24 protein-coding genes are annotated in these 24209 nt (G+C 68.3%); 16 read left to right on the top strand and 8 right to left on the bottom strand.

The features are described from left to right. The first annotated feature begins 30 nt into the window (after positions 1 to 30). Together DEJ01_RS06150 and DEJ01_RS06145 are read left to right on the top strand one after the other, a co-directional pair. The gene (locus tag DEJ01_RS06150) at positions 31 to 1140 is read left to right on the top strand and encodes an aminotransferase class V-fold PLP-dependent enzyme (protein ID WP_110860697.1); all 1110 of its coding nucleotides are present in this window, start codon (positions 31 to 33) and stop codon (positions 1138 to 1140) included. Positions 1141 to 1661: 521 nt separating this feature from the next. Next, on the top strand, positions 1662 to 3023 hold the full coding sequence (locus tag DEJ01_RS06145; RefSeq protein ID WP_181438368.1) for a PhoH family protein: 1362 nt from the start codon (positions 1662 to 1664) through the stop codon (positions 3021 to 3023). A gap of 173 nt (positions 3024 to 3196) precedes the next feature. On the opposite strand, the gene DEJ01_RS06140 is transcribed toward DEJ01_RS06145, so the two are convergent. The 5 genes from DEJ01_RS06140 to xseA all read right to left on the bottom strand — a co-directional run bounded on the left by DEJ01_RS06140 (position 3197) and on the right by xseA (position 7583). Next, positions 3197 to 4600 (bottom strand): aspartate ammonia-lyase, encoded by a 1404-nt coding sequence (locus DEJ01_RS06140; RefSeq protein ID WP_111092494.1) that lies wholly within the window; start codon positions 4598 to 4600, stop codon positions 3197 to 3199. 127 nt (positions 4601 to 4727) lie between these two features. After that, on the bottom strand, positions 4728 to 5342 hold the full coding sequence (locus DEJ01_RS06135; RefSeq protein WP_111092493.1) for a carbonic anhydrase: 615 nt from the start codon (positions 5340 to 5342) through the stop codon (positions 4728 to 4730). 56 nt (positions 5343 to 5398) lie between these two features. Continuing rightward, entirely contained in the window at positions 5399 to 6034 is a 636-nt protein-coding gene (locus DEJ01_RS06130; protein ID WP_110864396.1) for a DUF4245 domain-containing protein, read from the bottom strand. Continuing rightward, positions 6031 to 6276 carry an exodeoxyribonuclease VII small subunit gene (locus tag DEJ01_RS06125; protein WP_071405754.1) on the bottom strand — a complete coding sequence of 82 codons (246 nt, stop codon included), beginning with the start codon at positions 6274 to 6276 and terminating at the stop codon, positions 6031 to 6033. The genes DEJ01_RS06130 and DEJ01_RS06125 overlap by 4 nt, the downstream gene beginning before the upstream one ends. A 71-nt stretch (positions 6277 to 6347) precedes the next feature. Next, a complete protein-coding gene (gene xseA / locus DEJ01_RS06120) occupies positions 6348 to 7583 on the bottom strand; it encodes an exodeoxyribonuclease VII large subunit (protein WP_111092492.1) in 1236 nt (411 codons plus the stop codon). Between the two features lie 126 nt (positions 7584 to 7709). Here xseA and DEJ01_RS06115 point away from each other — a divergent pair, with 126 nt between their 5' ends. Together DEJ01_RS06115 and DEJ01_RS06110 are read left to right on the top strand one after the other, a co-directional pair. Next, on the top strand, positions 7710 to 8774 hold the full coding sequence (locus DEJ01_RS06115; protein WP_081827167.1) for a 4-hydroxy-3-methylbut-2-enyl diphosphate reductase: 1065 nt from the start codon (positions 7710 to 7712) through the stop codon (positions 8772 to 8774). Next, the gene (locus DEJ01_RS06110; RefSeq protein WP_111092491.1) at positions 8771 to 9517 is read left to right on the top strand and encodes a DUF6264 family protein; all 747 of its coding nucleotides are present in this window, start codon (positions 8771 to 8773) and stop codon (positions 9515 to 9517) included. The genes DEJ01_RS06115 and DEJ01_RS06110 overlap by 4 nt, the downstream gene beginning before the upstream one ends. Before the next feature lie 420 nt (positions 9518 to 9937). Here the strand turns inward: DEJ01_RS06110 and DEJ01_RS06105 are convergent, their stop codons facing one another. Both DEJ01_RS06105 and fbaA read right to left on the bottom strand, forming a co-directional pair. Further along, positions 9938 to 11197 carry a M18 family aminopeptidase gene (locus tag DEJ01_RS06105; protein WP_111092490.1) on the bottom strand — a complete coding sequence of 420 codons (1260 nt, stop codon included), beginning with the start codon at positions 11195 to 11197 and terminating at the stop codon, positions 9938 to 9940. Positions 11198 to 11302: 105 nt separating this feature from the next. Next, positions 11303 to 12331: a class II fructose-bisphosphate aldolase gene (gene fbaA / locus DEJ01_RS06100; protein WP_017886723.1), complete on the bottom strand. Its 1029-nt coding sequence runs from the start codon at positions 12329 to 12331 to the stop codon at positions 11303 to 11305. 159 nt (positions 12332 to 12490) lie between these two features. Here fbaA and glpX point away from each other — a divergent pair, with 159 nt between their 5' ends. The 12 genes from glpX (at position 12491) to DEJ01_RS06045 (ending at position 22962) form a co-directional block, all read left to right on the top strand. After that, positions 12491 to 13480 carry a class II fructose-bisphosphatase gene (gene glpX / locus DEJ01_RS06095; RefSeq protein WP_111092489.1) on the top strand — a complete coding sequence of 330 codons (990 nt, stop codon included), beginning with the start codon at positions 12491 to 12493 and terminating at the stop codon, positions 13478 to 13480. An 83-nt stretch (positions 13481 to 13563) separates the two neighbouring features. Continuing rightward, positions 13564 to 14460, top strand: coding sequence for a hypothetical protein (locus DEJ01_RS06090; RefSeq protein ID WP_111092488.1), 897 nt, complete (start codon positions 13564 to 13566; stop codon positions 14458 to 14460). A gap of 104 nt (positions 14461 to 14564) precedes the next feature. After that, positions 14565 to 16115, top strand: coding sequence for a putative T7SS-secreted protein (locus tag DEJ01_RS06085; RefSeq protein ID WP_111092487.1), 1551 nt, complete (start codon positions 14565 to 14567; stop codon positions 16113 to 16115). Then, positions 16115 to 16876 (top strand): PoNe immunity protein domain-containing protein, encoded by a 762-nt coding sequence (locus DEJ01_RS06080; RefSeq protein ID WP_111092486.1) that lies wholly within the window; start codon positions 16115 to 16117, stop codon positions 16874 to 16876. The genes DEJ01_RS06085 and DEJ01_RS06080 overlap by 1 nt, the downstream gene beginning before the upstream one ends. Positions 16877 to 17084: 208 nt before the next feature. Beyond that, the gene (locus tag DEJ01_RS17895) at positions 17085 to 17282 is read left to right on the top strand and encodes a hypothetical protein (protein ID WP_146247566.1); all 198 of its coding nucleotides are present in this window, start codon (positions 17085 to 17087) and stop codon (positions 17280 to 17282) included. Between the two features lie 100 nt (positions 17283 to 17382). After that, positions 17383 to 18141 carry a PoNe immunity protein domain-containing protein gene (locus DEJ01_RS06075; protein ID WP_111092485.1) on the top strand — a complete coding sequence of 253 codons (759 nt, stop codon included), beginning with the start codon at positions 17383 to 17385 and terminating at the stop codon, positions 18139 to 18141. 366 nt (positions 18142 to 18507) lie between these two features. Further along, positions 18508 to 19266 (top strand): PoNe immunity protein domain-containing protein, encoded by a 759-nt coding sequence (locus DEJ01_RS06070; protein WP_111092484.1) that lies wholly within the window; start codon positions 18508 to 18510, stop codon positions 19264 to 19266. A gap of 252 nt (positions 19267 to 19518) precedes the next feature. Further along, positions 19519 to 19800, top strand: a complete 282-nt coding sequence (locus DEJ01_RS18555; RefSeq protein WP_111092483.1) for a YrhB domain-containing protein — start codon at positions 19519 to 19521, stop codon at positions 19798 to 19800. A 343-nt stretch (positions 19801 to 20143) separates the two neighbouring features. Beyond that, a complete protein-coding gene (locus DEJ01_RS06060) occupies positions 20144 to 20599 on the top strand; it encodes an SMI1/KNR4 family protein (protein WP_146247565.1) in 456 nt (151 codons plus the stop codon). 3 nt (positions 20600 to 20602) lie between these two features. Then, positions 20603 to 21142, top strand: a complete 540-nt coding sequence (locus DEJ01_RS06055) for an RNA 2'-phosphotransferase (protein WP_071405748.1) — start codon at positions 20603 to 20605, stop codon at positions 21140 to 21142. A gap of 221 nt (positions 21143 to 21363) precedes the next feature. Continuing rightward, the gene (locus DEJ01_RS06050) at positions 21364 to 22143 is read left to right on the top strand and encodes an ankyrin repeat domain-containing protein (protein WP_111092481.1); all 780 of its coding nucleotides are present in this window, start codon (positions 21364 to 21366) and stop codon (positions 22141 to 22143) included. 192 nt (positions 22144 to 22335) lie between these two features. Beyond that, complete coding sequence (locus DEJ01_RS06045; protein WP_111092480.1) at positions 22336 to 22962, top strand: hypothetical protein; 627 nt, start codon at positions 22336 to 22338, stop codon at positions 22960 to 22962. A 141-nt stretch (positions 22963 to 23103) separates the two neighbouring features. Here the strand turns inward: DEJ01_RS06045 and DEJ01_RS06040 are convergent, their stop codons facing one another. Then, entirely contained in the window at positions 23104 to 24204 is a 1101-nt protein-coding gene (locus DEJ01_RS06040; protein WP_111092479.1) for a DUF1266 domain-containing protein, read from the bottom strand. Positions 24205 to 24209: the final 5 nt, after the last annotated feature.

Below are 24209 nucleotides of genomic sequence, written 5' to 3'. Positions count from 1 at the left end.
GGGTTCAACCCTGTGAAAGGTGCAACACCTGTGAACATCGACGAGTACGCCGCCGGCTTCTCCGAAGACCCCGGTTACCTCGACCACGCTGCGTTCGGCCCCGTGCAGACCGCCGTGCTCGAGGAGCAGCGTGTGCTCGGCACCATCCAGGCACACATGCGCTTCGGCGCCATGGAGACCCTCGACGAGCAGGACGCCCGCGTCCGCACCGTCGCCGCCCGCCTGGTCGGCCGCCGCGAGGACCAGGTCGTCTCGCAGGCCGCGACGACCCCGGGCCTGCTGCACACCGCCTTCGGTCTGACCGGTGGCGTGCTCGTGTCCGCCGACGAGTACCCGTCGCTGCCGCTCGCACTGGCCAGCGCCGCCTCGGCCACCGGTGGACGGGTACAGCCCGTCGTCATCGAGTCGGGTGCCGGCTGGGTGACGCCCGAGCTGATCCGTGAGCGCCTGACCGACGAGGTGACCGCCGTCGCGGTGTCCCTGGTCGACTGGCGCACCGGCTACCTGACCGACCTCGCCGCCATCCGCGAGGTCATCGGCGACCGCCTGCTCATCGTCGACGCGATCCAGGGCTTCGGCGTCGTCGACGCCCCGTACGAGGTCGCCGACGTCGTCGCCACCGGCGGGCAGAAGTGGCTGCACGCCGGGTGGGGCACCGGGTTCGTGGCGTTCAGCGACCGTGCGCTGAACCGGATCCGTCCTGCGCTGTCCGGCCCGCACGGCACGTCCGGCTGGCCGACCGAGGTCCCGGCGGTGCGTCCGGGGGCCGCCGGCTTCCAGATGTCCCGCATCGACCCGGTCGCACAGGCCCGGCTCGCGGTGTCGCTCGAGCGTCTCACCGCGGTCGGCGTCGCTGCCGTGCAGGAGCGGGTCACCGACCGCGTCGAGCGCGTGTTCGCGATCGCGGACGAGTTCGGGCTCGAGGTCGAGTCCAGCCGCGACCCGGCCGAGCGCGCCGGCATCGTGGTGCTCCGGCCGACGCAGGGTCGCGTGACGGCCCTGTCCGCCGCGATGCACAACCACGGCGTCACCGCGACCACGCGGCTCGGCGTCGCGCGGGTGTCCGTGTTCCCGTCGACCACCGACGAGACCCTGGACATGTTCCGCGACGCCTGCGTCTCGTACGCCACCATGCAGTAGCAGCGGCGCGGCTGCTGCGCTTGCTGTCGCCCGTCCGCGTCCCGCGAGCGGTCAGGACACCCCGCTCACGTCCGCCGAGTGGTCACCACCTGTCGGCTGGCGCCGTCGCACCCGACGGTTCGTAACCACTCGGCGTCGCGCGCGCGACGATTCGCGACCACCGGACGGACTGGAGGCGCGGAGCCAGGCCGCCACGGGCCTCCCGTCTGCAGCGCGCGAGCGGTCACGGCACCCCGCTCACGTCCGCCGAGTGGTCACCACCTGTTGGCTGGCGCCGTCGCACTCGACAGATCGCCACCACTCGGCGCCACCGCCGCGCGCGGCGTCGCGAGCCGCGCTCGCGTTGTTCACGCGACCGTAACTCCGGAAACCGCGTGTCGCTGTCGGGGTGTCGGGGGCCGGACGTACGTTGTCCCCATCGGGCACCGCGCCCGATCGAAGCGGCCACAGTCGGTGCTTCGGGACCCGCTCCGTGGCCGCGTTCGAGGACAGGACCGGGCCCGTCGCGGCCCGGGGATGGAGTGGTCGTGACCTCTCAGAACGTCTCTCGCGGAGCACAGCAGCAGCACACCGCGGACTCGTCCACATCGGTCGCCCAGCGCACGTACGTGCTCGACACATCGGTGCTCCTCAGCGATCCGCGGGCCTTGTTCCGCTTCGCCGAGCACGCCGTGGTCCTGCCCGTGGTGGTCGTCAGCGAACTCGAGGCGAAGCGCAACGACCCGGAGATCGGGTACTTCGCCCGGCAGGCCCTCCGGCTGCTCGACGAACTGCGCATCGAGCACGAGCGGCTCGACTTCCCGATCGCGATCGGCGACGGCGGCTCGTTCCGCGTCGAACTGAACCACTCCAACCAGTCCGTCCTGCCGTCGGGCCTGCAGCTCGGCGACAACGACTCCCGCATCCTCGCCGTCGCGTCGAACCTCAAGAACGACGGACTCGACGTCGTGGTCGTGTCGAAGGACCTGCCGCTCCGGGTCAAGGCGTCCTCGATCGGCATGGCGGCGGAGGAGTACCGCGCCGAACTCGCGGTCGACTCGGGCTACACCGGCATCGCCGACCTGCAGGTGTCCGGCGAGCAGATGTCCGACCTGTACGAGAAAGAGGAGATCCGGTCCTCGAAGCTCGACGGCGTCCCGGTGAACACCGGCGTCGTCATCCACTCCGAACGCGGATCGGCCCTCGGCCGCGTGCACGTCGCCGGCGCCGTCACATTGGTGCGCGGCGACCGCGAGGTCTTCGGCCTCCGCGGGCGCTCGGCCGAGCAGCGGCTCGCCATCGACGCGCTGCTCGACTCCGAGATCGGCATCGTCTCGCTCGGCGGCAGCGCCGGCACGGGCAAGTCGGCGCTCGCCCTGTGCGCCGGACTCGAAGCCGTGCTCGAACGGCAGCAGCACAAGAAGATCATGGTGTTCCGGCCGCTGTACGCGGTGGGCGGGCAGGACCTCGGCTTCCTGCCCGGCGACGCGGGCGAGAAGATGAACCCGTGGGCGCAGGCCGTCTACGACACCCTCGGCTCGGTGGTGTCGGACAACGTCCTCGACGAGGTGATCGAGCGCGGCCTGATCGAGGTGCTGCCCCTGACCCACATCCGCGGCCGCTCCCTGCACGACGCCTTCGTGATCGTCGACGAGGCGCAGTCGCTCGAACGGAACGTGCTGCTCACGATGCTCTCCCGCATCGGTCAGAACTCGCGGGTCGTGCTCACCCACGACGTCGCGCAGCGCGACAACCTGCGGGTCGGACGGCACGACGGGATCGCGTCGGTCATCGAGCGGCTCAAAGGGCACCCGCTCTTCGCGCACGTCACGCTGACGCGGTCCGAGCGCTCCGCGATCGCCGCCTTGGTCACCGACCTGCTCGACTCGCCGGACCTGGCGTAGCGCGGCAGACACTGACGGGTTTTCGCGCTCACCGACAGGTCACGCGCTTCCGGACGCGTGACCTGTCGCTCAGCGCGTGAGGCGGGCAGAGCCGCCACCTGACGGACGGGAGGCCCGGTGCCAGCTGGCACCGGGCCTCCCGTCCGTCCTGGGGGTGCGTCAGGAGCGTCGCGTCAGTTCGGGTGGGTCATGCTCAGGACGTCGAGCGCCTCGTCGAGCTGCGCCTCGGTGACCTCGCCGCGCTCGACATGGCCGAGGGCCACGACGGCTTCGCGCACGGTGATGCCCTCGGCGACGGCGTACTTCGCGACCTTCGCCGCAGCCTCGTAGCCGATGACCCGGTTGAGCGGGGTGACGATCGACGGTGAGGACTCCGCGAAGGCGCGGGCACGCTCGAGGTTCGCCTGCAGGCCGTCGATGGTCTTGTCCGCGAGCACGCGTGAGCTGTTCGCCAGCAGGCGGATCGACTCGAGCAGCGCCGTGCCCATCACCGGGATGGCGACGTTGAGCTCGAACGCACCCGAGGCACCGGCCCAGGCGATGGTGGCGTCGTTGCCGATGACCCGGGCGCCGACCATCAGGGTGGCCTCGGGGATCACCGGGTTCACCTTGCCGGGCATGATCGAGGAGCCGGGCTGCAGGTCGGGGATGTGCAGCTCGCCCAGGCCGGTGTTCGGACCCGAGCCCATCCAGCGCAGGTCGTTGTTGATCTTCGTCAGGCTGACGGCGAGCACCTTGAGCGCACCGGAGGCCTCGACCAGGGCGTCACGCGCGCCCTGCGCCTCGAAGTGGTCGACGGCCTCGGTGATCGGCAGGTCGGTGTCGCTCGCGAGCTGGGCGATGACCCGCTGCGGGAAGCCCTTGGGGGTGTTGATGCCCGTGCCGACCGCGGTGCCGCCGAGCGGGACCTCGGCGACGCGGGGGAGCGTCGCCTGCACCCGCTCGATGCCCAGGCGGATCTGGCGTGCGTAGCCGCCGAACTCCTGCCCGAGGGTGACGGGCGTGGCGTCCATCAGGTGTGTCCGGCCGGACTTCACGGCGTCGGCCCAGAGCGTGGCCTTCGCTTCGAGGGACTCGGCGAGGTGTTCGAGGGCGGGCACGAGCGTGCGGAGCAGTGCCTCGGTCACGGCGACGTGCACGGAGGTGGGGAAGACGTCGTTCGACGACTGCGAGGCGTTGACGTGGTCGTTCGGGTGCACCGCCGAACCCGCGATGTCGGACGCCAGTGTCGCGAGCACCTCGTTCATGTTCATGTTCGACGACGTGCCGCTGCCGGTCTGGTAGACGTCGACCGGGAACTGGTCGTGGTGCTGGCCGCCGATGATCAGGTCGGCGGCGCCGGCGATGGCGTCGGCGACGGCGGGCACGACGATGCCGAGTTCACCGTTCACGATGGCCGCCGCACGCTTGATCCGTGCGAGCGCCACGATCTGTGCCGACTCGAGCCCGGTGCCGGAGATGGGGAAGTTCTCGACGGCGCGCTGGGTCTGGGCACGGTAGAGCGCCGACTTCGGCACCCGTACCTCGCCCATGGTGTCGTGCTCGATGCGGAACTCGGTCGGGGTGGTGTCGGTCACGTCGTCGTGGTCCTTCCTGGGGTGCTCGCCGGTCGCGGTCGCGCCGGCCCGTGCCTGCGCCCCGGGGTCGCCGGGGCGGTCGTCGTCGGGGTCGCTCTTCGTCTGGCTCGGTCGTCGTCGGCGTCGGTCAGACCTGGCCGACGACGGTGTCGATGGTGACTTCTCCGGTGGCGAGGTCGTAGGTCGCCCCGACGACGGCCAATCTACCCTCGGCCACGGCGTCGGAGACCGCGCCGGAGCGCTCGATCACCTGGCGGAGGGTGGCTTCGAGGTGCGCGGCGCCGACGGCTTCCTGCGGGAGCTCGGCGTCGGTGAGTCGGACCTTCTCGACGCTCGGGGAGATCGCGTCGACGAGGGCCTGCAGGTGCGGGGCGGGGACGGGCTCACCGGAGCGCGCTGCAGCGACGGCACCGCACCGGGTGTGCCGGAGCACGACGACCAGGGGCGTGCCCAGGGCGACGACCGCGAACTCGATCGAGCCGAGCACGACGTCGTCGACGATCTGGCCGGCGTTGCGGATGGCGAACAGGTCACCGATGCCGGCGTCGAAGACGTGCTCGAACGGCACCCGCGAGTCCGAGCAGCCGAGGACGGTCGCGAACGGCGACTGCGATCCTTCGAGCTCGGTGCGGCGGTCCGGGTCCACGCGGCCCATCCGGCGCTTGTCGGCGGCGAAGCGGGCGTTGCCGTCGACCAGCAGGCGCAGGGCGTCGGACGGGGTGGAGGCGGCGCGGTCGGGCATGGGGCTCCTCGGTTCGGGTGGGACGGGGTGGTGACTGGCGGGGCGGTGCCCGTCGTCTACTCGGTCAGTTCTCGGGAGACGGCGGTCGCGACGGTCCGGAACGCCTTGTCGTCGGCGGTGCCGGAGAGCACGATCGTGTTCTTGCCGAACGTCGAGACGAGCGAGTACGCGTGGTTGCCGGCATCGGTGCCCTCGGCGCGGCGGTCGTAGACGGTCCACTCCGTGTCGCCGATCGTGCGGTCACCGGTGGACGGGCGCTGGTCGAGCTGGTTCGACACCCACGAGGCGTTGGCGTCGATGCCCTGCTGCAGACCGAGGTACTGCTTGTCCGGCGTCACGAAGCCGACGGTCCAGACGTCCACGCCGTCGGTGGTCTTGCTGGCGAAGTCTGCGCGGTTGGCGCTGTAGCCGTCGGGCAGCGGCGGCGCCACCAGGGTGACGTCGTCGACGTTCGCCTTCGCCGCGATCTGCTGGTAGTCGACGGTGCGGTCCACCGTGGTGTCGGGCCGGACGACGACCGCCACCAGGAACAGCACGATGCCGAGCGAGGCGATGAGCGCGATGACCAGGTTGAACGCGGTCTGGTGCTGCCGGCGGGCGGTCCGGGCGGCGTCCTTGCGGGCCCACGTCTCCTCTGCCGTCTCGGGGCGACCGAGCTCGGCGACGATCGGGCGGCCGTCGGCGTCGGTCATCGGCCGGCGCCGTCCTGGGCGTCGCTGGCGGCACGGGCCGCGTCGAGCCGTGCGCGGGCGCCGACGAGCCACTCCTCGCACCGGGCGGCGAGGGCTTCGCCCCGTTCCCAGAGCGCCAGCGAACGCTCGAGGGTCGCGGAGCCCTGTTCGAGCTCGCTCACGACGCGCACGAGTTCGTCGCGGGCCGCTTCGTAGCTCAGCGACTGGACGTCGGTCTGCTCGGGTTCCTGCTGGGATGGCACGGGTCGATCCTACCGAGCGTCCACCGACGATCCGTCGCCCGGACCCAGGCTGTGGAGAACACCCGTGGTGGTCAGGAGCCGTCCGGGCCGGGGCCGTCCGGTTCAAGCGTGCCCGTGGCCGTGCCGGCACCGAGCGTGACGTGCACCGGCGTCGCTCCGGACAGGTCGTCGGTGCCGCGGACGACACCGCCGTCGGCCCGCTGCACGATGGCGTACCCGCGGCGCAGGGTGTCCCGCGGCGAGAGTGCCCGGAGCCGGGCGGTCAGGTGCCCGACCTCGGAGTGCCCGCGCTCCAGTCGGCGGTCGAGCAGTTCGCGGGCGCGGGACAGGTCGCGGGCGACCTCTTCCGCACGGGTGTCGACGAGCCACGCGGTCGACGCCAGGGCCGGGCGCGACCGCAGCGCGGCGAGCCGGTCGGCCTCGACCGACAGCGTGTGCGAGAGCCGGAGCCCGAGCCGAGCGCGGGCTGCCCGCACGTTGGCGAGCTCCTCGGCGACGTCGGGCACGACCCGCTTGGCGGCGTCCGTCGGGGTCGAGGCACGGAGGTCGGCGACCTCGTCGAGGATGGGGCGGTCGGCCTCGTGCCCGATCGCCGAGACGATCGGGGTCGACGCCGCGGCCGCCGCACGGACGAGCCCTTCGTCGCTGAAGCCGAGCAGGTTCTGGAAGTCGCCGCCGCCGCGCGCGATGATGATGACGTCGACCTCGGGGTCGGCGTCGAGCTCGAGGATCGCCGCCGTGACCTCGCCCACGGTCCGTTCGCCCTGCACGGCGGTGTGCACGGTGCGGAACTCCACCTGGGGCCACCGCAGCTGCGCGTTCCGCTTGACGTCCTTCTCGGCGTCGGAGTCCTTGCCGGTGATCAGGCCGATGCGGTGCGGCAGGAACGGCAGACGCCGCTTCCGGGACGGGTCGAACAGCCCCTCCTCGGCGAGGGTGCGGCGGAGGCGCTCGAGGCGTTCGAGCAGGTCACCGAGCCCGACGTGCTTCATCTCGACGACCTGCATGGTCAGCGAGCCGCCCTTGACCCAGTAGTTCGGCTTGAGTGCGGCGACGACCCGGTCGCCCTGCTTGATGTCCGCCGGCACCCGGGAGCGCACGCTCGACCAGATGGAGAACGACACGGTGGCGTCGACCTCGACGTCCTTGAGCTTGCCGTACACGTTGCCGCCGGCGACGTTCCACTGCGTGATCTCGCCCCCGACCCACGCGGTGCCGAGTCGGTCGATCCAGTCGCGGAGCTTCGCGCCGAGGAGCGCCACCGGCCACGGGTTGTCGGCCGTCGGCGGGCCCTGTTCGATCGCCATGTCGCTCCTCGTCCTGCTGGGACGTCCATCGTGCCCGAGACCGGTGACAGGCGACGGACGTCGTGTTCTCCACAGGCACTCCGCGCGCCCAGGTCGCGTGCGTGCCGCTCACCTATCATCGGGGACGTGACGATCACCAACGGCCACACGGTCCCGCTCGCCCCGCCGCGTGTGCACGCGGCACGGGGTCGACTGCGTGACGAACCGGTCGCCGGCCCCAAGAAGGTGCTGCTCGCAGCCCCCCGTGGTTACTGCGCCGGGGTGGACCGCGCGGTCGTCGCGGTCGAGAAGGCGTTGGAGCAGTACGGCGAGCCCGTCTACGTCCGCAAGCAGATCGTCCACAACGTGCACGTGGTCTCGACGCTCGAGCAGCGCGGTGCCGTCTTCGTCGACGACGTGGCCGAGGTCCCCCGGGGTTCGCACGTCGTCTTCAGCGCGCACGGTGTGTCGCCGGCCGTCGTCGCGGGTGCCGCCGAGCGCGACCTGCACGCCATCGACGCCACCTGCCCCCTCGTCACCAAGGTCCACCGCGAAGCCACCCGGTTCGCCAAGGCCGAGCGCACCATCATCCTGATCGGCCACGCCGGCCACGAAGAGGTCGAGGGCACGATGGGGCACGCCCCGGACCGCACGATCCTGGTGAACGGCCCCGACGACGTCGCCGCGCTGTCGGTCCCCGACCCGGACAACCTCGTCTGGCTGTCGCAGACCACGCTCAGCGTCGACGAGACGATGGAGACCGTGCGGCTGCTGCGCGAGAAGTTCCCGGCCATCCAGGACCCCCCGTCGGACGACATCTGCTACGCCACCCAGAACCGCCAGGTCGCGATCAAGAAGGTCGCGCCCGGCGCCGACCTGGTGATCGTGGTCGGCTCCGCGAACTCGTCGAACAGCGTCCGCCTGGTCGAGGTCGCGCTCGAGCACGGTGCCCGCGCCGCCCACCGCGTCGACTACGCGGAGGAGATCCAGCAGGAGTGGCTCGACGGTGTCGAGACGGTCGGCGTGACGAGCGGTGCGTCCGTTCCGGAAGAACTCGTGGCCGAGGTGCTCGAACAGCTCGCCGACGCCGGCTACGCCGCCGTCGAAGAGGTCGTCACCGCACACGAGGACCTGATGTTCTCGCTCCCCAAGGAGCTCCGCACCGACGCCTCGGGCAACCCGACGCGCGCGCTCGGCGGGCGTCGGGCATGAGCGGCTCGGACGGCTGGTCCTCGGTCCCGCGTCGCGACCCGGCGAACCACGGCGACGCCGGCGCTGGTACCGGCCAGGAGGCCCGGGGTGCGTCCGCGACGTCGGCCGCCGGTCCCGCGAACGGTCGGCCCCAGGGCCGTCCCGCCCCCGGGTACGGCGAGTACGCACCAGAGGGTTGGGTGAACCCGGTCCTCGTCGAGCAGGAACGCCAGGAGCGGGAGCGTCAGGCACGGGAGCGGCAAGACCAGGCCCCCGCCACCGGGGTGCGCGACGCTGCTCCGAGCGACGGCGTCCGCGGTGAACGCGCCGGTGCGGACGCTCGATCCGGTGCAGTCCCTGCCGGGGCGCAGCGGTCGATGGCCCGCAGCCGGTTCGGTCGCACGCCGGCCGACTTCGTGCTCACCGTCGGGCTGCTCGCCTTCGGGCTGGTCTCCGTGGTGCAGTCCCTGTCCGTGGGCGAGGTCGCCTCCACCGTGCGGCGCACCCTCGAGACCCAGTACACGGCGCTGAACGACCCGAGCGCCCTGAACACGGCGGCCGCCATCGCCGCGATCACCAACGTCGTCGTCTTCGCCCTGGTCGCCTGGTGGTCCATCCGTCGGCTCCGCGCACGGAAGCGGACGTTCTGGGTGCCGCTGGTCGGCGCGGTCGTCGCCACGGCGATCAGCACGATCGCGTTCGTCGTCGTGGTCATGCAGGACCAGGCCTTCGTCGACTTCATGCTGCGACAGTCCGGCGCCTGACCGCCTGACCGCCTGACCGCCTGACCGCCGGGCTGCTCGCGGCGGCCGCCTCCGCGCGCCGTCGGGCTGCTCGCGGCGCCGAGTGGTCGCAACACGCCGCGGCCCCGCCGTCGAGTGGTCACGAAGTGTCGTCTGGCGCCGGCGCAATCGACAGTTCGTGACCACTCGGCCCTGCGCATCCGGGGAGTCGTGACCTCTCGGCAGCCCGTCCGTCGGCCAGTCGCGTGCCGGTGTCCCTCCGGCGAGCTTCGTCAGCCTCGCGGGCGAGCGCAGCAGCCACCGCCGAGTGGTCGCAACACGCCGCGGCCCCGCCGTCGAGCGGTCACGAAGTGTCGTCTGGCACCGGCGCAACCGACACTTCGTGACCCCTCGGCCCTGCGCGTGCGGGGAGTCGCGACCACCCCAGCCCGCAGCCGGAGGTCAGCCGGCCAGGAACGCCGCGACCGCTCCGTGCAGGGCAGCCAGGTCGTCGACGTGCACGAGCTCCCGGATCGAGTGCATCGACAGCAGTCCGACGCCGATGTCGATCGTCGGGATCCCGAGCCGGGTCGCCGCGATCGGGCCGATGGTCGAGCCGCCGGGGATCGTGTTCACGTTGACGAACGGCTGCCACGGCACACCGGCGGTCTCGCACGCGGCGGCCCAGACGGACTCGCCCTTCGCCTCGGTCATGTAGCGCTGGTTCGCGCTGATCTTCAGCAGCGGTCCGGCCCCGGGGCGCGGACGGTTCGTCGGGTCGTGCTTCTCCGGCTGGTTCGGGTGCACCAGGTGCCCGGCGTCGCTCGACAGCAGCCACGACGCACGGAATGCCCGGGCGGCTTCGGAGCGGGTGGCGCCGAGGCCCTCTTGCACACGGCCGAGGACGTCCTCGAGGAACGGACCACCGGCACCGGACGGCGTCGACGACCCGATCTCCTCGTGGTCGAACGCCGCGAACACCGGGATGTGGTCACCGTCGGTGGGAGCGTCGACGATGCCCCGGAGTCCGGCGTGCACGCTCGTCAGGTTGTCCATCCGGCCGGACGCCAGGAACTCCCGCTCGATGCCGATCCGGGCCGGCGCCTGGGTGTCGGCGAGGAACAGGTCCCACGACACGGCACCCTCGCCGAGCCGGGCGAGCAGCCACTCCACGACAGAGGTCCCACCGGCGTCGCCGTCGACCCCGACGATCGGCAGGGTGTGGCGCTGGCGGTCGATCTCCTTGCCGTCGTTCACCCCGCGGTCGAGGTGGATGGCCAGGTTCGGGATGCGGGCGACGGCGTCGGTGCTGACGAGCCGCACGCTGCCGTCGGCGTCGACGACGCGGCCGGCGATCCGCAGATCACGGTCGAACCAGGTCGACAGGAGCGCGCCGCCGTAGACCTCGACGTTGAGCTGCTCCCAGCCCCCGGTGCGCACGCCGGGGTTCGGCTTCACGCGGAAGCCGGGGGAGTCGGTGTGGGCGCCGAGGATCCGGAACGGCGTCGTCGGGACGGCACCGTCGGGCAGGCGCCACGCGATGACGGCGCCGTCGCGGACCACCACGTACGCACCGGGTTCAGTCGGCCAGGCGTCGAGCTCGGACAGCTCGGTGAACCCGGCTGCGACGAGACGGTCACGGGTCGCCGCCGCCGCGTGGAACGCGGTGGGCGACTCGGTGACGAACTGGGCGAACTCGGAGGCGATGGCGTCGACGGTCACCCGCCCATCGTGGCACGGGGTGGAGGCGACCCGACGCAGAACGGGGCGCGTCCGTCGGACGCACCCCGTTCCTCCAGGCCGGTGGACCCGACCGGACGGACCTGCTCAGCCCTTGGCGTGGCCTGCCGAGCCGAGGACCTTCGCGGCCTCGACGACGCGAGCCGCCATGGCGGTCTCGGCGACCTTGCCCCAGGCGCGGGGGTCGTACTGCTTCTTGTTGCCGACCTCGCCGTCGATCTTCAGGACACCCTCGTAGTTGCGGAACATCGAGTCCGCGATCGAGCGGGTGAACGCGTACTGCGTGTCCGTGTCGATGTTCATCTTGATGACGCCGTTGCGGACGGCCTCGTGGATCTCGTCGTCGGTCGAGCCGGAGCCGCCGTGGAAGACGAGGTCGAGGGGGTTCTCGCCGGTGCCGTGCTTCGCCGCGACGGACGCCTGGATCTCGCCGAGGAGCTCGGGACGGAGCTTGACGTTGCCCGGCTTGTAGACGCCGTGCACGTTGCCGAAGGTGAGCGCCGCGATCCAGCGGCCCTTGTCGCCCAGACCGAGCGCGTCGACGACCTTCTCGACGTCGTTCGGGGTCGTGTAGAGCGCGTCGTTCGTGCCCTCGTGCTGGACGCCGTCCTCTTCGCCGCCGACGACGCCGATCTCGACCTCGAGGATCGCGTTGATGTTCCGCGTCTTCTCGATCATGGTCTTCGCGATCTCGATGTTCTCGTCGAGCGGCACGGCCGAACCGTCCCACATGTGCGACTGGAAGATCGGGTTGCGACCCTGCCGGACCTCTTCCTCGCTCGCCGCGATGAGCGGCAGGACGAAGCCGTCGAGGGCGTCCTTCGGGCAGTGGTCGGTGTGCAGCGCGACCGTGATGTCGTAGTTCTTGGCGACCTCGTGGGCGAACTTCGCCATCGCGAGGGCACCAGCTGCGCGGTTCTTGATGGTGTGGCCGGCGAAGTAGTCGGCACCGCCCGTCGTGACCTGGAGGATGCCGTCGGAACCGGCTTCCTGCAGGCCCTGGAGGACCGCGTTGATGGTCTGCGAGGAGGAGACGTTGACCGCGGGGTACGCGAACTTGCCCGCCTTCGCGCGTTCGATCATCTCGGCGTACTGTTCCGGCGTTGCGATGGGCACGTGGATCTCCTTCGACTTCGGTGATGTCCCCGCCGATCGTAGTCAGCCGGACTGGAGGCGCGGTCCGGGTTACGCGGTCGGCTCACGTCCGGCGTGCACATGCGTGCACGGGCCCGGTGTCCGGACCGTCGGTCGGCCGCCGGTCGGTAGGCTCGGGTCGTGACTCCCACGACTGAGACCGGCTCCCTGTTCCTCCAGCCCGACCGTAACCTCGCGCTCGAGCTCGTGCGTGCGACGGAGGCCGCCGCGATCCGTGCGCAGCCGTGGGTCGGGCGTGGTGAGAAGAACCTCGCCGACGGCGCCGCGGTCGACGCGATGCGCAAGTTCCTCGGCACGGTGAACTTCGACGGTGTCGTCGTCATCGGCGAGGGCGAGAAGGACAACGCCCCGATGCTCTACAACGGCGAGCACGTCGGCAACGGTCACGGCCCGGCCTGCGACATCGCGGTCGACCCGATCGACGGCACCTCGCTCACCGCCGCCGGCCGCCAGAACGCCATCTCCGTCATGGCCGTCTCGGACCGTGGCTCGATGTACGACCCCTCCGCCGTCTTCTACATGGACAAGATCGCCGCCGGCCCCGAGGGTCGCGGTGTCCTGGACCTCGAGAAGCCGATCGGTGACAACGTCCGGGCGCTGGCGAAGGCCAAGGGCAAGGACCTCGAGGACATGGTCGTCGCCGTGCTCGACCGCCCTCGCCACGACGAGCTGATCCGCGCCATCCGCGCGACCGGTGCCGGCACGCGACTGCTGCTCGACGGTGACGTCGCCGGTGGCATCGCCGCCGCACTGCCCGGCTCGACGATCGACATGTGCGTCGGTGTCGGCGGCACCCCCGAGGGCATCATCACGGCGTGCGCGATCAAGGCGCTCGGCGGCGTGATCCTCGGCAAGCTCCAGCCGAAGGACGACGAGGAGCGCGAGCGCGCCATCGCCGCCGGCCACGACCTGGACAAGGTCCTCGACCAGGACGACCTGGTCACGGGTGACAACACGTTCTTCGTCGCCACCGGCGTCACCGACGGGGTCCTGGTCGACGGTGTCCGTCGTTCGCGCGGCGTCATCCACACCGACTCGCTCGTGCTCCGCTCGCGCTCGAACACGATCCGCCGCATCCAGGCGGACCACCGTGCGGAGAAGTGGTTCTAGGCCGGACGATCGTCCGCCGCTTCGGGGCGTCGCCGGTCTTCCGGCGGCGCCCCGTTGTACGAGCCCTTGCGTAGGCTCGACGCATGACTGCGACAACGGCACGGATCGTCGGACTGGACACCGCGGGCATCCGCACGCTGCACGCGGAGGCGGACGGCACGGCCGACCGGCTGCCGCACGTCGTGCCGGTGGCACCCGACCTCGGCGTGATCCTGGCGGACGAGGACGGTGCGATCCTCACCGCGCCGGCGCTCGCCGAGATGGGCTGGGCGGACGACGACGTCCTGCGTGCAGCCGTCGCCGCCGCGCAGGAGCAGGCCGGAGGCGACGTCGCGGTGATCCAGCCCGGAACGATCGTCATCCAGGACCCCGACCTCGCCGTGGTGCTCGTGCTCGCACCGCAGGCGTTCCAGGGCATCGAGTTCCGCGGCAGCGCAGTGGTCTTCCCGGTCGCGCCGACGACGTTCATCGTCACCGGCGACCAGGACGAGGACGGGCTCCAGGTCGCGGCCGGTGTCGCCCAGCAGATCCTGGCCGACGACGAGGGCGAGGTCCTGAGCGGACCGCCCATGGTGCTGCGCGGTGACGGGTGGGTCCGGTTCGAGCACCCGTCACTCGACGGTGAGCTCCGGACGATCCGCGCGCTCTGGACGGCGACCGCCGCGAACCTGCAGCAGGACGCCCTGCAGGAGTCGTTCGACCGGCGGGGCGAGGACGTCCACGTCGGTGCGGTCTCGGTCGCCCGGCTCGCCGAGGACGACCCGGCCTTCTCGTACTCGTCGTGGACCGAGGACGTCGAGACCGTCGTCGCCGCGGTCGACACGATCGTGCTCGTGACTCTCGACGGGCAGACGCAGCCCGTGCCGTTCGGTCGGCTGCGGGAGCTGGCGTCCGGGTTGATCGAGGAACTCGAGGTCCGCCCGACGCGCTACCGGCTCCGCGGTTTCCCGGATCTCGAGCCGGTCCGCGCGGCCCTCTGACGGGTCGACCCCGGTCGGTGGCACTCGTCCCCGTCGCTGCCCCCTGATATGGTCACACTCGCGCGCTTGTGGACAACGGCGCGAGAGATCGGACCTGGGGAGGAATGATGGGGCGGCCGTCGGGGTGGGACGTTGTCGATCAGGGTGATGATCCGGTCAAGGGTGATCCGTCGACGTTGCGGATGATGGCGCGGGAGTACCAGCGCATCTCCGACGCGGCCGATGACGCCTCGACGCGGTTGCAGTCGGTGAAGGGCTCCGGGTGGCTGACCGACTGGGAGGGTGAGGCCGCGGATGTGTTCGTCGACGCGATCGAGGACACCCCGTCGGACCTGACCAAGCTCGTCGATTCGTACGAACTCGCCGCGACGGCGTTGTCGGGGTGGGCTGACACGGTCGATGACACCCAGTACCGGGCTGATGGTGCGTTGGCGGACGCGAAGGACGCCACCGGGGACCTCGCCGCGGCGCAGGACCGGCTGGCGGATGCGCAGTCGACGTTGTCGCACTACGAGTCCACGTCGAAGGACCTGTCGAAGGTCGCCGACGAGTACCCGGCGGGTTCCGACGTGCCGGACGGGGTGGATGTTCCCTCGCCTGCGCAGTTGCGGGCAGCGTCCGACAACGCGTCCGTCGCGCAGGGTTCGGTGTCGTCGGCGCAGGGGGACATCTCGGCGGCGCAGTCGCGGATCGATGCGGCGAAGCGGCTCGTGGCGGATGCGAAGGGTGACTGGCAGGACGCGGAGCAGCGGACCGCGACGAAGATCGGTGAAGCTGCGGACGCGGGCCTCGGGAAGCAGTCCACGTGGGACAAGATCTTCGGGTCCGAGGCGTGGGAGACCATCGTGTCGGTGGCGAAGGTCGTCGTCGCGGTGGGTGGGATCATCGCGATGATCATCCCGGGGCCGTGGACGTTGATCATCGCGGCGATCGCGCTCGTGGTGTTGGCGGACACGTTGTACAAGATGAGCAAGGGCGAAGCCGACGGGTGGGACCTCGCGTTCTCCCTGCTCGACTGCGTCCCCGCAGCCGGCGCACTGGGGCGGTTGGCGAGTTTGGGCAAGTACGCGAGAGGCATGGGTGGGATCTCTCGCGCAGGCGGCCGGGTCCTCGCCGCGGGAAGATCGGTCATCGGGAAGGCCAAGTCTGCCGTTCCGTTCGGGCGTCGGGTCGAACTGCCCCTCGGCGTCAGGGTCAACCCGAACGGGCGGACCCTGGCACGGACCGCGACCAAGGACGAGAAGGCTGCCTTCGGAGAGCAGCAGATGCACGACCTCTACGCTCGCTCCGGCTTCGACCGGATCGACACGAAGGGCAGCACCAGTGCCAACGGGCTCGACGGTGTCTACTTCAACAGGAAGACCGGCGAGTACGAGATCGGCGAGGCGAAGTTCTCGAAGCACGATGATGCTGCTCCGAACAGCCTGTTGAAGAACACGAAACTGAGCGGGCGTCAGCTGAGTGATCAGTGGATCGACTCTCCAGCAGGGCGGGATGCCTTGACTCGTTTGGAACGAGCCGTGGACGAGCGCCACTTCGACGCGGTCCAGAAGCTGCTCGACGAGGGGAAGCTCCCCCGAAGTGTCGTCGTCGTCGGACATGATGGAGGTTCAACACGATTCATGGTCGATACGGGTGGAAAGGTGATCCCCTGATGCCGCTTTTCCGGCGCAAGACTGCACTCCGGCAGCGGGCCGCCGAGTTCGATGCGCGATACTGGCAGAGCGCCATCGAGGTGACCTCGACCAATTGGGAAGGACGCAAGGCTGCCGCGCAGCGAGCAACCGATCCCACGAAGCGCTTGAGCGCCGTTCGTGGCGAGTGGCACATGGGCCTCCGCTACCTGGCCGCGCAGTACTCCGCGGGCGTCGGCCTGGACGTCATCGGAGATGTCGCTGAATCGGTGGCGGATGCGTACTGCACGTGGGTCGACCTAGCGTCCTCCGACCAGAAGCCGTCGCCCAGCCTCGGCGACGGAAACGAGTACTACATCAGTGTGCTGCGGCTTCTCGGCATCACGATGGGCTGTGGCCGGACGACTCATGCGCGGACGGTCCTCGAGACGGTGGTTCGGCAGGGGGCGGACCCGCTGTTCTCGGCGCTTGCGTCTGCGACCGGACTTCAGCACTCCTGGGATCAGAACAAGCATTCGACGCCGAGGTTCGCGCGGCCCCTGCTCACGGCGCTCGAGCAGCCAGTCGAAGCCAGCCATGCCATCGAGACGTATCTCGCAGACTGGCCATCACGGATGAAACCGATGGATTGGATGGGGTCGCTGGAAGCAGTCGCCCCAGGCGACAGCTACGGTGCGGGATTCGTCGGGTATTGGGCGCTGGAACTGCCGGCGATCGCGAAAGCGACCGACATGCACCTCGATGAGATGAAATCGCCCTTCCTGCCGCTCGATCTCCTGTAAGAGGCGGGACCCTCCGGACCACATCTGAAATGACCTACCAGACGGCCCGACGGCGGTGGCGTTCTCGCTAGATGCCGCCGTTCACCGAGGCGTCACTGACAGTGTGCTGCGCTTGATCTGGCGTGCGATGGGTTGCTCGAGGCCGGACAGCGCGACAGCACATCAGGAAATACCTTCATGACTGGCAAGCTCACATCAGGCCGATGTCGTGGATGGAGTCCTGTCGGGCGATGACTACGGTCAAGGTTTCATCGAGTGCTGGGCTTCTCAGCTTCCCGAGATGGTGCCCGTGGATGGGGTGAACCTCGGCCGCGTCGAATCGCCCTTCTTGCGGGTCGATCCCCTGCAACTTCGGGACGTTTGCGTCAACATGGTCTGGACCAAGGCGCGTATTGGTCGAAAATGAATACAGCCGGATCGCCTGAGTGCGCGGCTGTCAAGATCGGTCCGGGCAGGACGTGCTTGCCTTAACTGCTCGATGTGGCGGCACGCCTACGCTAAAAGGCATGACTCCACGCGACAGCCGAGTGAGTGCGGCCTACTGGACCGACGCGATAGAAGTCTTGACGCGTGGCGTCGAGGGGTTTCGCCCGTTCAGTCATGTGTTCCGGGCCGACGACGTGCGAGCTGGGATTATTCGAACGACCGCGAACTTCGACAACGCGCTCTTCCTGCTGGGCGCGCGGTACTCGGCAGGCTTTCCGACGTCACTCTTCGCGGATGATCTCGAGTCGGTCGTCACTGTCTGGGAGAACTGGAACCGCTACGCAGCCGTTCGCGACGGTGGCTTCCCGCTAGAAACGCTGACGTTCGACGACAAGCCCCCGTACTACTACGCACTGTGGTTGGCGTCGGTGGCGCGGTGCGTCGGCGTCGATCCGGCGTTGACTGATCGGTTGATCGAGATCGTTGCTGCTGCTGGAGGCGCTGACCCAGTGCTCGGGACGCTGTTGGGGGTCGAACCGGTGCGGGACACCGTGTGGCACAAGCGGCCGTTCCAGAACCTCGATGCGGCCGCGACCGGGACGCCGGATCGCGCCATCTCTGCACTGAACAGGTACGTGCAAGCCTGGCAGAAGAACATCTCGTTCGTTTGGTGGGCCCCAGCGCTGAAGGCAGTGCAGGGGGATAACTTTGAAACGTACTTCGGGTACTGGGCTTGGGAGGCGGCGGGGCTCGTCGTGGCGCGCGGGCTCGACGACTCCGTGTTGCGGTCGTCGCCGTACTACCCTGTCGACCTCGTCGACGGCAAGCAAGACGGATGAGTCGCCCGGCTGCCCGAACGAGGACCTCTGGAAGGGGCCGTGAGTGATTCAAAGGTGTACTGGGCGGCCATCGTGGAACCTGGGCCCGTTCGGTTCTCGTAGAAGTCCGTCTCCTACAAACAAGATCGACCGAACTACCGGCGAACCCTGCAACTACGACGACATCACCAACAGCATGCGCGACGGCGGTTGGCGCGGTCACCCTGTGGATGTCGCCGACATGCCCGACGGAGCTGTCACGAGTATGGACAACACACGGATCAGGTCGGCGCGCGAAACTGGTACTCCGGTGCAGACCCGAGCGCACGAGCACAACGAGGCTTTGACCGCGGACGAAGTCAAGCGGTTCCGCAAGAGCGGAACATCATGACTCCACGCGATGACCGAGTGAATGCTGCCTACTGGGACGACGCGTTCCGAGTCCTCGAGCGGGATATCGAGAAGTTTCGGCCGTTCAGCCATACTTTCCGGTCGGATGACGTCAGGGCTGGCATCATGCGAACCACGGCGAACTTGGAGAATGTGCTGTTCCTGCTGGGAGCGCGCTACTCAGCAGGAGCACCCGTGCTCGAGCTCGCGGCGGACGTCGAGTCGGCCGTCACTGTCTGGGAGACCTGCAACCGCTACGCGGTGGTGCCGGATGCGGGATTCCCATTGGATCCATTGGAGTTCGACAACAAGTCGACGTACTACAACGCGTTGTGGCTGACGTCGGTAGCGCGGTGCATCGGTGTCGCTCCGGAGTTGACGGATCGGTTGATCGGGGTTGTTGCTGCTGCTGGCGGTGCTGATCCAGTGCTCGGGACGCTGCTGGGGATCAATCCGGTGCGGGACACCGTGTGGCACAAGCGACCGTTCCAAAACCTTGCTGCGGCAGCGAGTGCTCCGCCCGATCGTGCCGTTTCTGCGTTGAACAGGTACGTGCAAGCGTGGCAGAAGAACATCTCGTTCATCTGGTGGGCGCCGGCTCTGCAGGCAGTGCAGGGAGACCGGTTCGAGGCGTACTTTGGGTACTGGGCCTGGGAAGCCGCGGGGCTCGTGGTGGCGCGGGGGCTTGACGATTCGGCGCTGCGGTCGTCGCCGTACTACCCAGTCGATCTCGTCGACGTCCAGCGGTACAGGTGAGCTGCCTACCTTTTCGAACGAGGATCTCGGGGAGGGGTCGCGGCTGATTCGAAGATGTACCGGGCGGCCATCGTGGAGGCAGACGCTGCGCACATCCGGTCCATCCGCGGGACAGGGGTGGCCCTCAAAGGAGAGACTCAAGTCGGCCACCATGATCGGAATGGCGTTGCGTTTCTCGACGGACAGTCAGGAACGTTTGCCAAGTTGGAGAACTTCGATCAACTCTTCCTACTCAAGACACGGTGATTTTGCATGCGAACTCTGAAGGATGCTCAGGACGAATTTGCGAAGGGAGTGCGCGCTGACGAAGACCTTATTTGGGATAGGGGATGGATCGAGACCGACGATTGGTGGATCGTTCTGTACAACAGCCGAGAGTATTACGAGACACAAAACCCATTGGTCAGCCTAGCTGGGAATGCCCCCTTTGTTGTACCAAAAGACGGCATTGCCTGTTTTGCTCTTCAAACGAACACATCGGTTGAATCACAAATCGAGGAACGGGGTCAGCGGGTCATCAGTCGGTCTCGGTGAAGCCGGTTCCGGCTCGAGCGGAGGAGAACGAGGTGACGGTCGAGGGTCCACCCGCAGAGTTCTTAGCTGGAACTCTTTGCGATTGCTCGGGATTCCGTTGACAGTTGGTCGGGTAGCAGGGCAGGGCAGGAACTGATCAAGCGCCAATCTGAATTGATCCGACGATCTGCCAAGTCTCACACTGATTTTCCGGTGCAGGGGCCGAGTACACGAACCTCATCAATCGTTGACGGCAAAAGAGGTTGAACGCTTCACGAAGCGTGGCCAGCCGAGCCCAGAACGTTGGGGGGTGCTGAGGTTCAGATAAAGTGGCAAGGCGCGAATTGGTTGAAAGCGAATCCAGATGGGTCTCACGACCCCCGAAGCTCCCCGAAGGACCACAGTGAGGGAACATCGACTAACAACCGTCGAGGAACGGCAAGTCGAGGCGCGCTTGATTGCGCCCGAGGGATTTCAGTACCCCGAGCGCTTCCAACGTGCCCTTGCACAAGACCCGCTTCCCGACATCGATCCCTTCATGTGGACGTCTGAGTACGAGAACCAGACAAAGAACTGGGTCGACATCGTTGGGGAGCAGTATCCGGTCCGTTCCCTCGTACCCTTCGCAAAGCACCAGGACACTGACGATGTGTTCTGCTTTGACGGTGGCGACCATTCGGGCGACCCTCCCGTGCTGATCATCCATACGTTTGCTTCGCTTGGGACGGAGTACCGGGGGCAGTGGACGTCCTTCGACGTCTGGTGGGAGGAGATGGAGGAGCATCGAGCAGCGTGGCTCGCGGAGCAGGAAGAGGACTGAGACATGCCTCGTAGGGACGCGTCGATCAGCAAGGCGATGTCGCACGCGTTGCGGCACGAACCGGGTGCGTACGGGCTGGAACTCGGTGCTGACGGGAGCGTCCCGCTCGCAGATCTTGCCGACGCTTTGGAGCGGTCGGGCATTCAGGCATCGTTGGAAGATCTGCGCCGAGTGGTCGCCGAGTCCGACAAGCAGCGCTTCGCCGTCGAAGGCGACCGGATCCGTGCTCAGTACGGGCACTCGACGGACGAGCGCATCGTGAAGCCGTCGATCGTTCCGCAGCCGGTGCTCTGGCACGCAACTTCCCCCGCTGCGGCTGAGTCGATCCTGCGCGACGGGCTCTTGCCGATGGGGCGCCAGTACGCGCATCTGACGACCGATCGCGAGCTGGCGATGCAGGCGGGGCGGCGCAAGTCCACCGCTCCCGTCCTGTTGCGAATCGATGCAGCTCGGGCGCACCTGGAGGGCGTGGAGTTCTCGGAGGGCCACGACCGGGTGACCCTCGCCTTGCTCGTTCCCGCGCGGTACATCTCGGCGGAATGACGCGCATGCCTCAGCCGCGCGAGTAGCGGGGCTCCTGCATTGCTGGGGCGATGCGCTCGAGACGGTCACCCGTCGAACGGATCGATCTCTCAGTCTCCCGCGAGTGCAAGGGGGCGACAGCAGTCTCGTCTCATCAGACGTGAGACTGCTCGGAAGAAGCGCAGATCCGACCAGCTGGGCTTGCAGTCGGGTGGCGTGGACGTCCTGGATAGCATCATCCGATGAGCACAGCGATGGACAGTTCTGCGTTCTGGGATGCGATCATCGCGGACGATCCGCAGGCGATCACGAGGATCGCGTCGGAAGGCTTCGAAGTGTCTTCAGCGTCACGCGCCAATGCCGACGCCCTCACGCCCCTCCACTTCGCGGCTCAGACCGGTGCGGTGCATGCGATGCGAGCACTCCTGGACCTCGGGGTGGAGGTGGACTCGCCGGACCGTTGGGGGACGACGCCGCTGCAGCTCGCAGTGACGAACTCGGTCGACGGCGGACTTGATCCGGTCGCCGTCTTGCTCGACGCCGGCGCTGATCCGTTCCATGTCAACGACCTTGGTGCGACCCCACTGAGCTATGCCCGAATCTTGGGGGACGCACCCGCCGGGCTCATCGCCATGCTGCAGCAGGATCGGGTGTTCGAGGATGATGAGGCGGGCGTATCGGTCGTGTTCGAGGCCGCTACGCATGGGTCCCTCATCGACATCCAATCAGCAGTTCATGCCGATGCGGCTCTGCTCAACTCTGCCGTGGCTGGAGAGACACCGCTCCGACTGCTCGTACGACGTTCTCTCCCCGTGCGACCGAATCGATCGAACCCACATCCGGTCTCTGTGGACGACGCGGTGGCTGGCGCCAGTGCAATGCTGAGTGCCGGAGCGAAGGCCAGGTTGGTCGGTGCAGACGGCTTCACCGCTCAAGGGCTGGCACGAGCGTTCCTGGCGCCGAAGCCGTTGATCAAGGTGCTCGATCGTGCGGCTAAGCTCGAGCGGAGGCAGACGGCGTGAATGATCTAGAGGCATTCAATTGACTGAACTACGGCTTGACGAGAGCGTGGATGGCGTCGGCGCTCGATATGTGCCCAGAAACTTTCCCCCAGCGCGGGCTGACGCACATTTGCGCGGTGCTTCTTTCAATGCCGAGGGTGATTGATGTTCAGATTCGGTAGAGCCGAGAACTCGAGGACAATTGAGGAACCCGTGATCGAGCACGGATACCTCTACATGCAGAAGTGGAATCACTTCACCCGGACGCCGGATCCGAGAGGATTCCTGAGCGAGCAAGAGTGTCGCGGGCGTTGGCACCAGCATCAGGATGACCAGATGGACTGGTTCACTGTGGTCCCCGCCGAACCGAGTGTCGGCACCTTCGTGAGGCGGGACGACGGCGGCTTTGAAATCGATCCCGCATCCGCTGTACCGTCCTGGACCATGGAGGTCACGCCTCGGGGCGGAATTGCCATCGACGGGCCAGCTTTCCAAGTGTTCGTTTGGGACGCAAACAATCGCAATGTGACCCTTGCCACGTATTCGAACCGGTGGGGCGGACGGCTGTTCCTCAGCGAAGTGATCTACAAGATCTTCCCCGAACCTGATGACTTCAGACCGAAGGAACGTGCACTGGCCAACAAGCCCCTGTTCTCCAATCAATTGCACCTGTCTCCGAACGGCGAGGGGCAGCGCACGCGGATCGATCACTCCAAACATACAAAAGACCTGGAGCAGTTCCACGGAGTTGACGTCGAGCCGAACTGGGCGGACACGCCGGATTTTGGTGATTGGGAAGCGTTACCGAAGAAGGTCCTCGAGGGTAACCCCCTCATCTGATTCGTCAGCTGACCAGGCAGAATGACCGATGGCCTTCTCGTTGCGAAAGAACATGTGTGGGCCCGCAACGCCGAGGCCGTCCGCGCGCTCCCCGGGTACTCCGACGCATGAGCCGTCGCCCCGAGGAAGGTCCGGTCGCGGTCAGGAGACCGACGCGTCGTCCTCGTCCGCCCACAGCGGGTCGCTGACGGTCCGGGGCAGCAGCACCCCCGGCGACGCCGGCCACGGCAGCCGCGTGACCGGCCAGTTCGAGGCGAAGAGCTCACGCCGCCCGGCATCGAACTCCTGCACCGTCTTGAGCTCGTCGTAGACCAGGGCGTACGCGGCCCGCAGGTTGTCGAAGTAGTCGTCCCACGAGTCGAACAGGGTGAAGGCGACATCGGCGACCAGGTCGATCGACGACCAGGCATCGTCCTCGCTCAGGAGCCCGGCGGCGTACGCACCTCGGACGGCGGTGACCGCGTTCTTGACGTCCATCGACCAGAGCAGCTTCGGCGGGCGGTCCGCTCGGCGTTCGAGCAGGCTCGACCCTGCCCACGGGTCGGTGCCGAGCAGTGAGGACAGCCGGGTGAGCCGGGTCTCACCCTCGGCGGATCGGCTCAACGCGAGGAACTGCCACGACACGCTCTTCGGGCCGAGCAGGTCGACGGTGAAGGCCTGCGCGTCCCGCCCGCTGGCGATCTTGTAGGTCTCGTCGAGTTCGCGGCGCAGGAACGTCAGCGGGGGCAGGGGGATGGTCACGAAGGGCGACGGCGTGGTGTCCTGCAGGTACTCGCCGCCGAGCTCCACCCGCGAACCGTACGGGGCGAGCGACGCCGGCCACCATCCTTCGTGGAAGTCGCCGAACGAGGCGAGCGCCAGCTGCTGCAGTCGGTGGACGGGCAGCTCGCGGGCACCGGTGCGCTCCCGGTACCGCCGCTGTTCCCGCGCCGGCAGACCGATGTCACGGAGCGAGGTGATGAAGGTCAGCACGAACCACACGACGACGGCGATCAGGAAGCAGCGCCACACCGCCTGGATGCCGTACCCGAAGTGCTGCCGGACGTCGTACGGGGCGAGGATCGAGATCAGGAGCACGACGAAGAACGCCACGATCGCGATCGCCATGATGATCCACGCTGCGGCGCGGTCCCGTCGTCGCCCGGTCTGCTTCCGCGCCTTGGCGACCATCGCCCGGTGCCGCCAGCGTGGACGGACCGGGAACTCGCGGTCGCCGGGATGGTTCTGCAGTGCTTCCCCCATGACGA

The sequence above is a fragment of the Curtobacterium sp. MCLR17_040 genome (assembly GCF_003234735.1).
In the GTDB taxonomy this organism is placed as follows: Bacteria; Actinomycetota; Actinomycetes; order Actinomycetales; family Microbacteriaceae; genus Curtobacterium; species Curtobacterium flaccumfaciens.
The sequence above is the reverse complement of the archived record's forward strand: the minus strand, read 5'-3'. Positions and strand labels throughout refer to the sequence as shown.

Excerpts from the sequence above, each read along its gene's own strand:
- DEJ01_RS06135 (WP_111092493.1), bottom strand. The coding sequence starts at position 5,342 with ATGCCCGACCGCGCCGCCTCCACCCCGTCCGACGCCCTGCGCCTGCTG.
- DEJ01_RS06130 (WP_110864396.1), bottom strand. The coding sequence starts at position 6,034 with ATGACCGACGCCGACGGCCGCCCGATCGTCGCCGAGCTCGGTCGCCCC.
- xseA (WP_111092492.1), bottom strand. The coding sequence starts at position 7,583 with ATGGCGATCGAACAGGGCCCGCCGACGGCCGACAACCCGTGGCCGGTG.
- DEJ01_RS06110 (WP_111092491.1), top strand. The coding sequence starts at position 8,771 with ATGAGCGGCTCGGACGGCTGGTCCTCGGTCCCGCGTCGCGACCCGGCG.
- DEJ01_RS06090 (WP_111092488.1), top strand. The coding sequence starts at position 13,564 with ATGACTGCGACAACGGCACGGATCGTCGGACTGGACACCGCGGGCATC.
- DEJ01_RS06085 (WP_111092487.1), top strand. The coding sequence starts at position 14,565 with ATGATGGGGCGGCCGTCGGGGTGGGACGTTGTCGATCAGGGTGATGAT.
- DEJ01_RS06080 (WP_111092486.1), top strand. The coding sequence starts at position 16,115 with ATGCCGCTTTTCCGGCGCAAGACTGCACTCCGGCAGCGGGCCGCCGAG.
- DEJ01_RS06075 (WP_111092485.1), top strand. The coding sequence starts at position 17,383 with ATGACTCCACGCGACAGCCGAGTGAGTGCGGCCTACTGGACCGACGCG.
- DEJ01_RS06070 (WP_111092484.1), top strand. The coding sequence starts at position 18,508 with ATGACTCCACGCGATGACCGAGTGAATGCTGCCTACTGGGACGACGCG.
- DEJ01_RS18555 (WP_111092483.1), top strand. The coding sequence starts at position 19,519 with ATGCGAACTCTGAAGGATGCTCAGGACGAATTTGCGAAGGGAGTGCGC.
- DEJ01_RS06060 (WP_146247565.1), top strand. The coding sequence starts at position 20,144 with ATGGGTCTCACGACCCCCGAAGCTCCCCGAAGGACCACAGTGAGGGAA.
- DEJ01_RS06055 (WP_071405748.1), top strand. The coding sequence starts at position 20,603 with ATGCCTCGTAGGGACGCGTCGATCAGCAAGGCGATGTCGCACGCGTTG.
- DEJ01_RS06050 (WP_111092481.1), top strand. The coding sequence starts at position 21,364 with ATGAGCACAGCGATGGACAGTTCTGCGTTCTGGGATGCGATCATCGCG.
- DEJ01_RS06040 (WP_111092479.1), bottom strand. The coding sequence starts at position 24,204 with ATGGGGGAAGCACTGCAGAACCATCCCGGCGACCGCGAGTTCCCGGTC.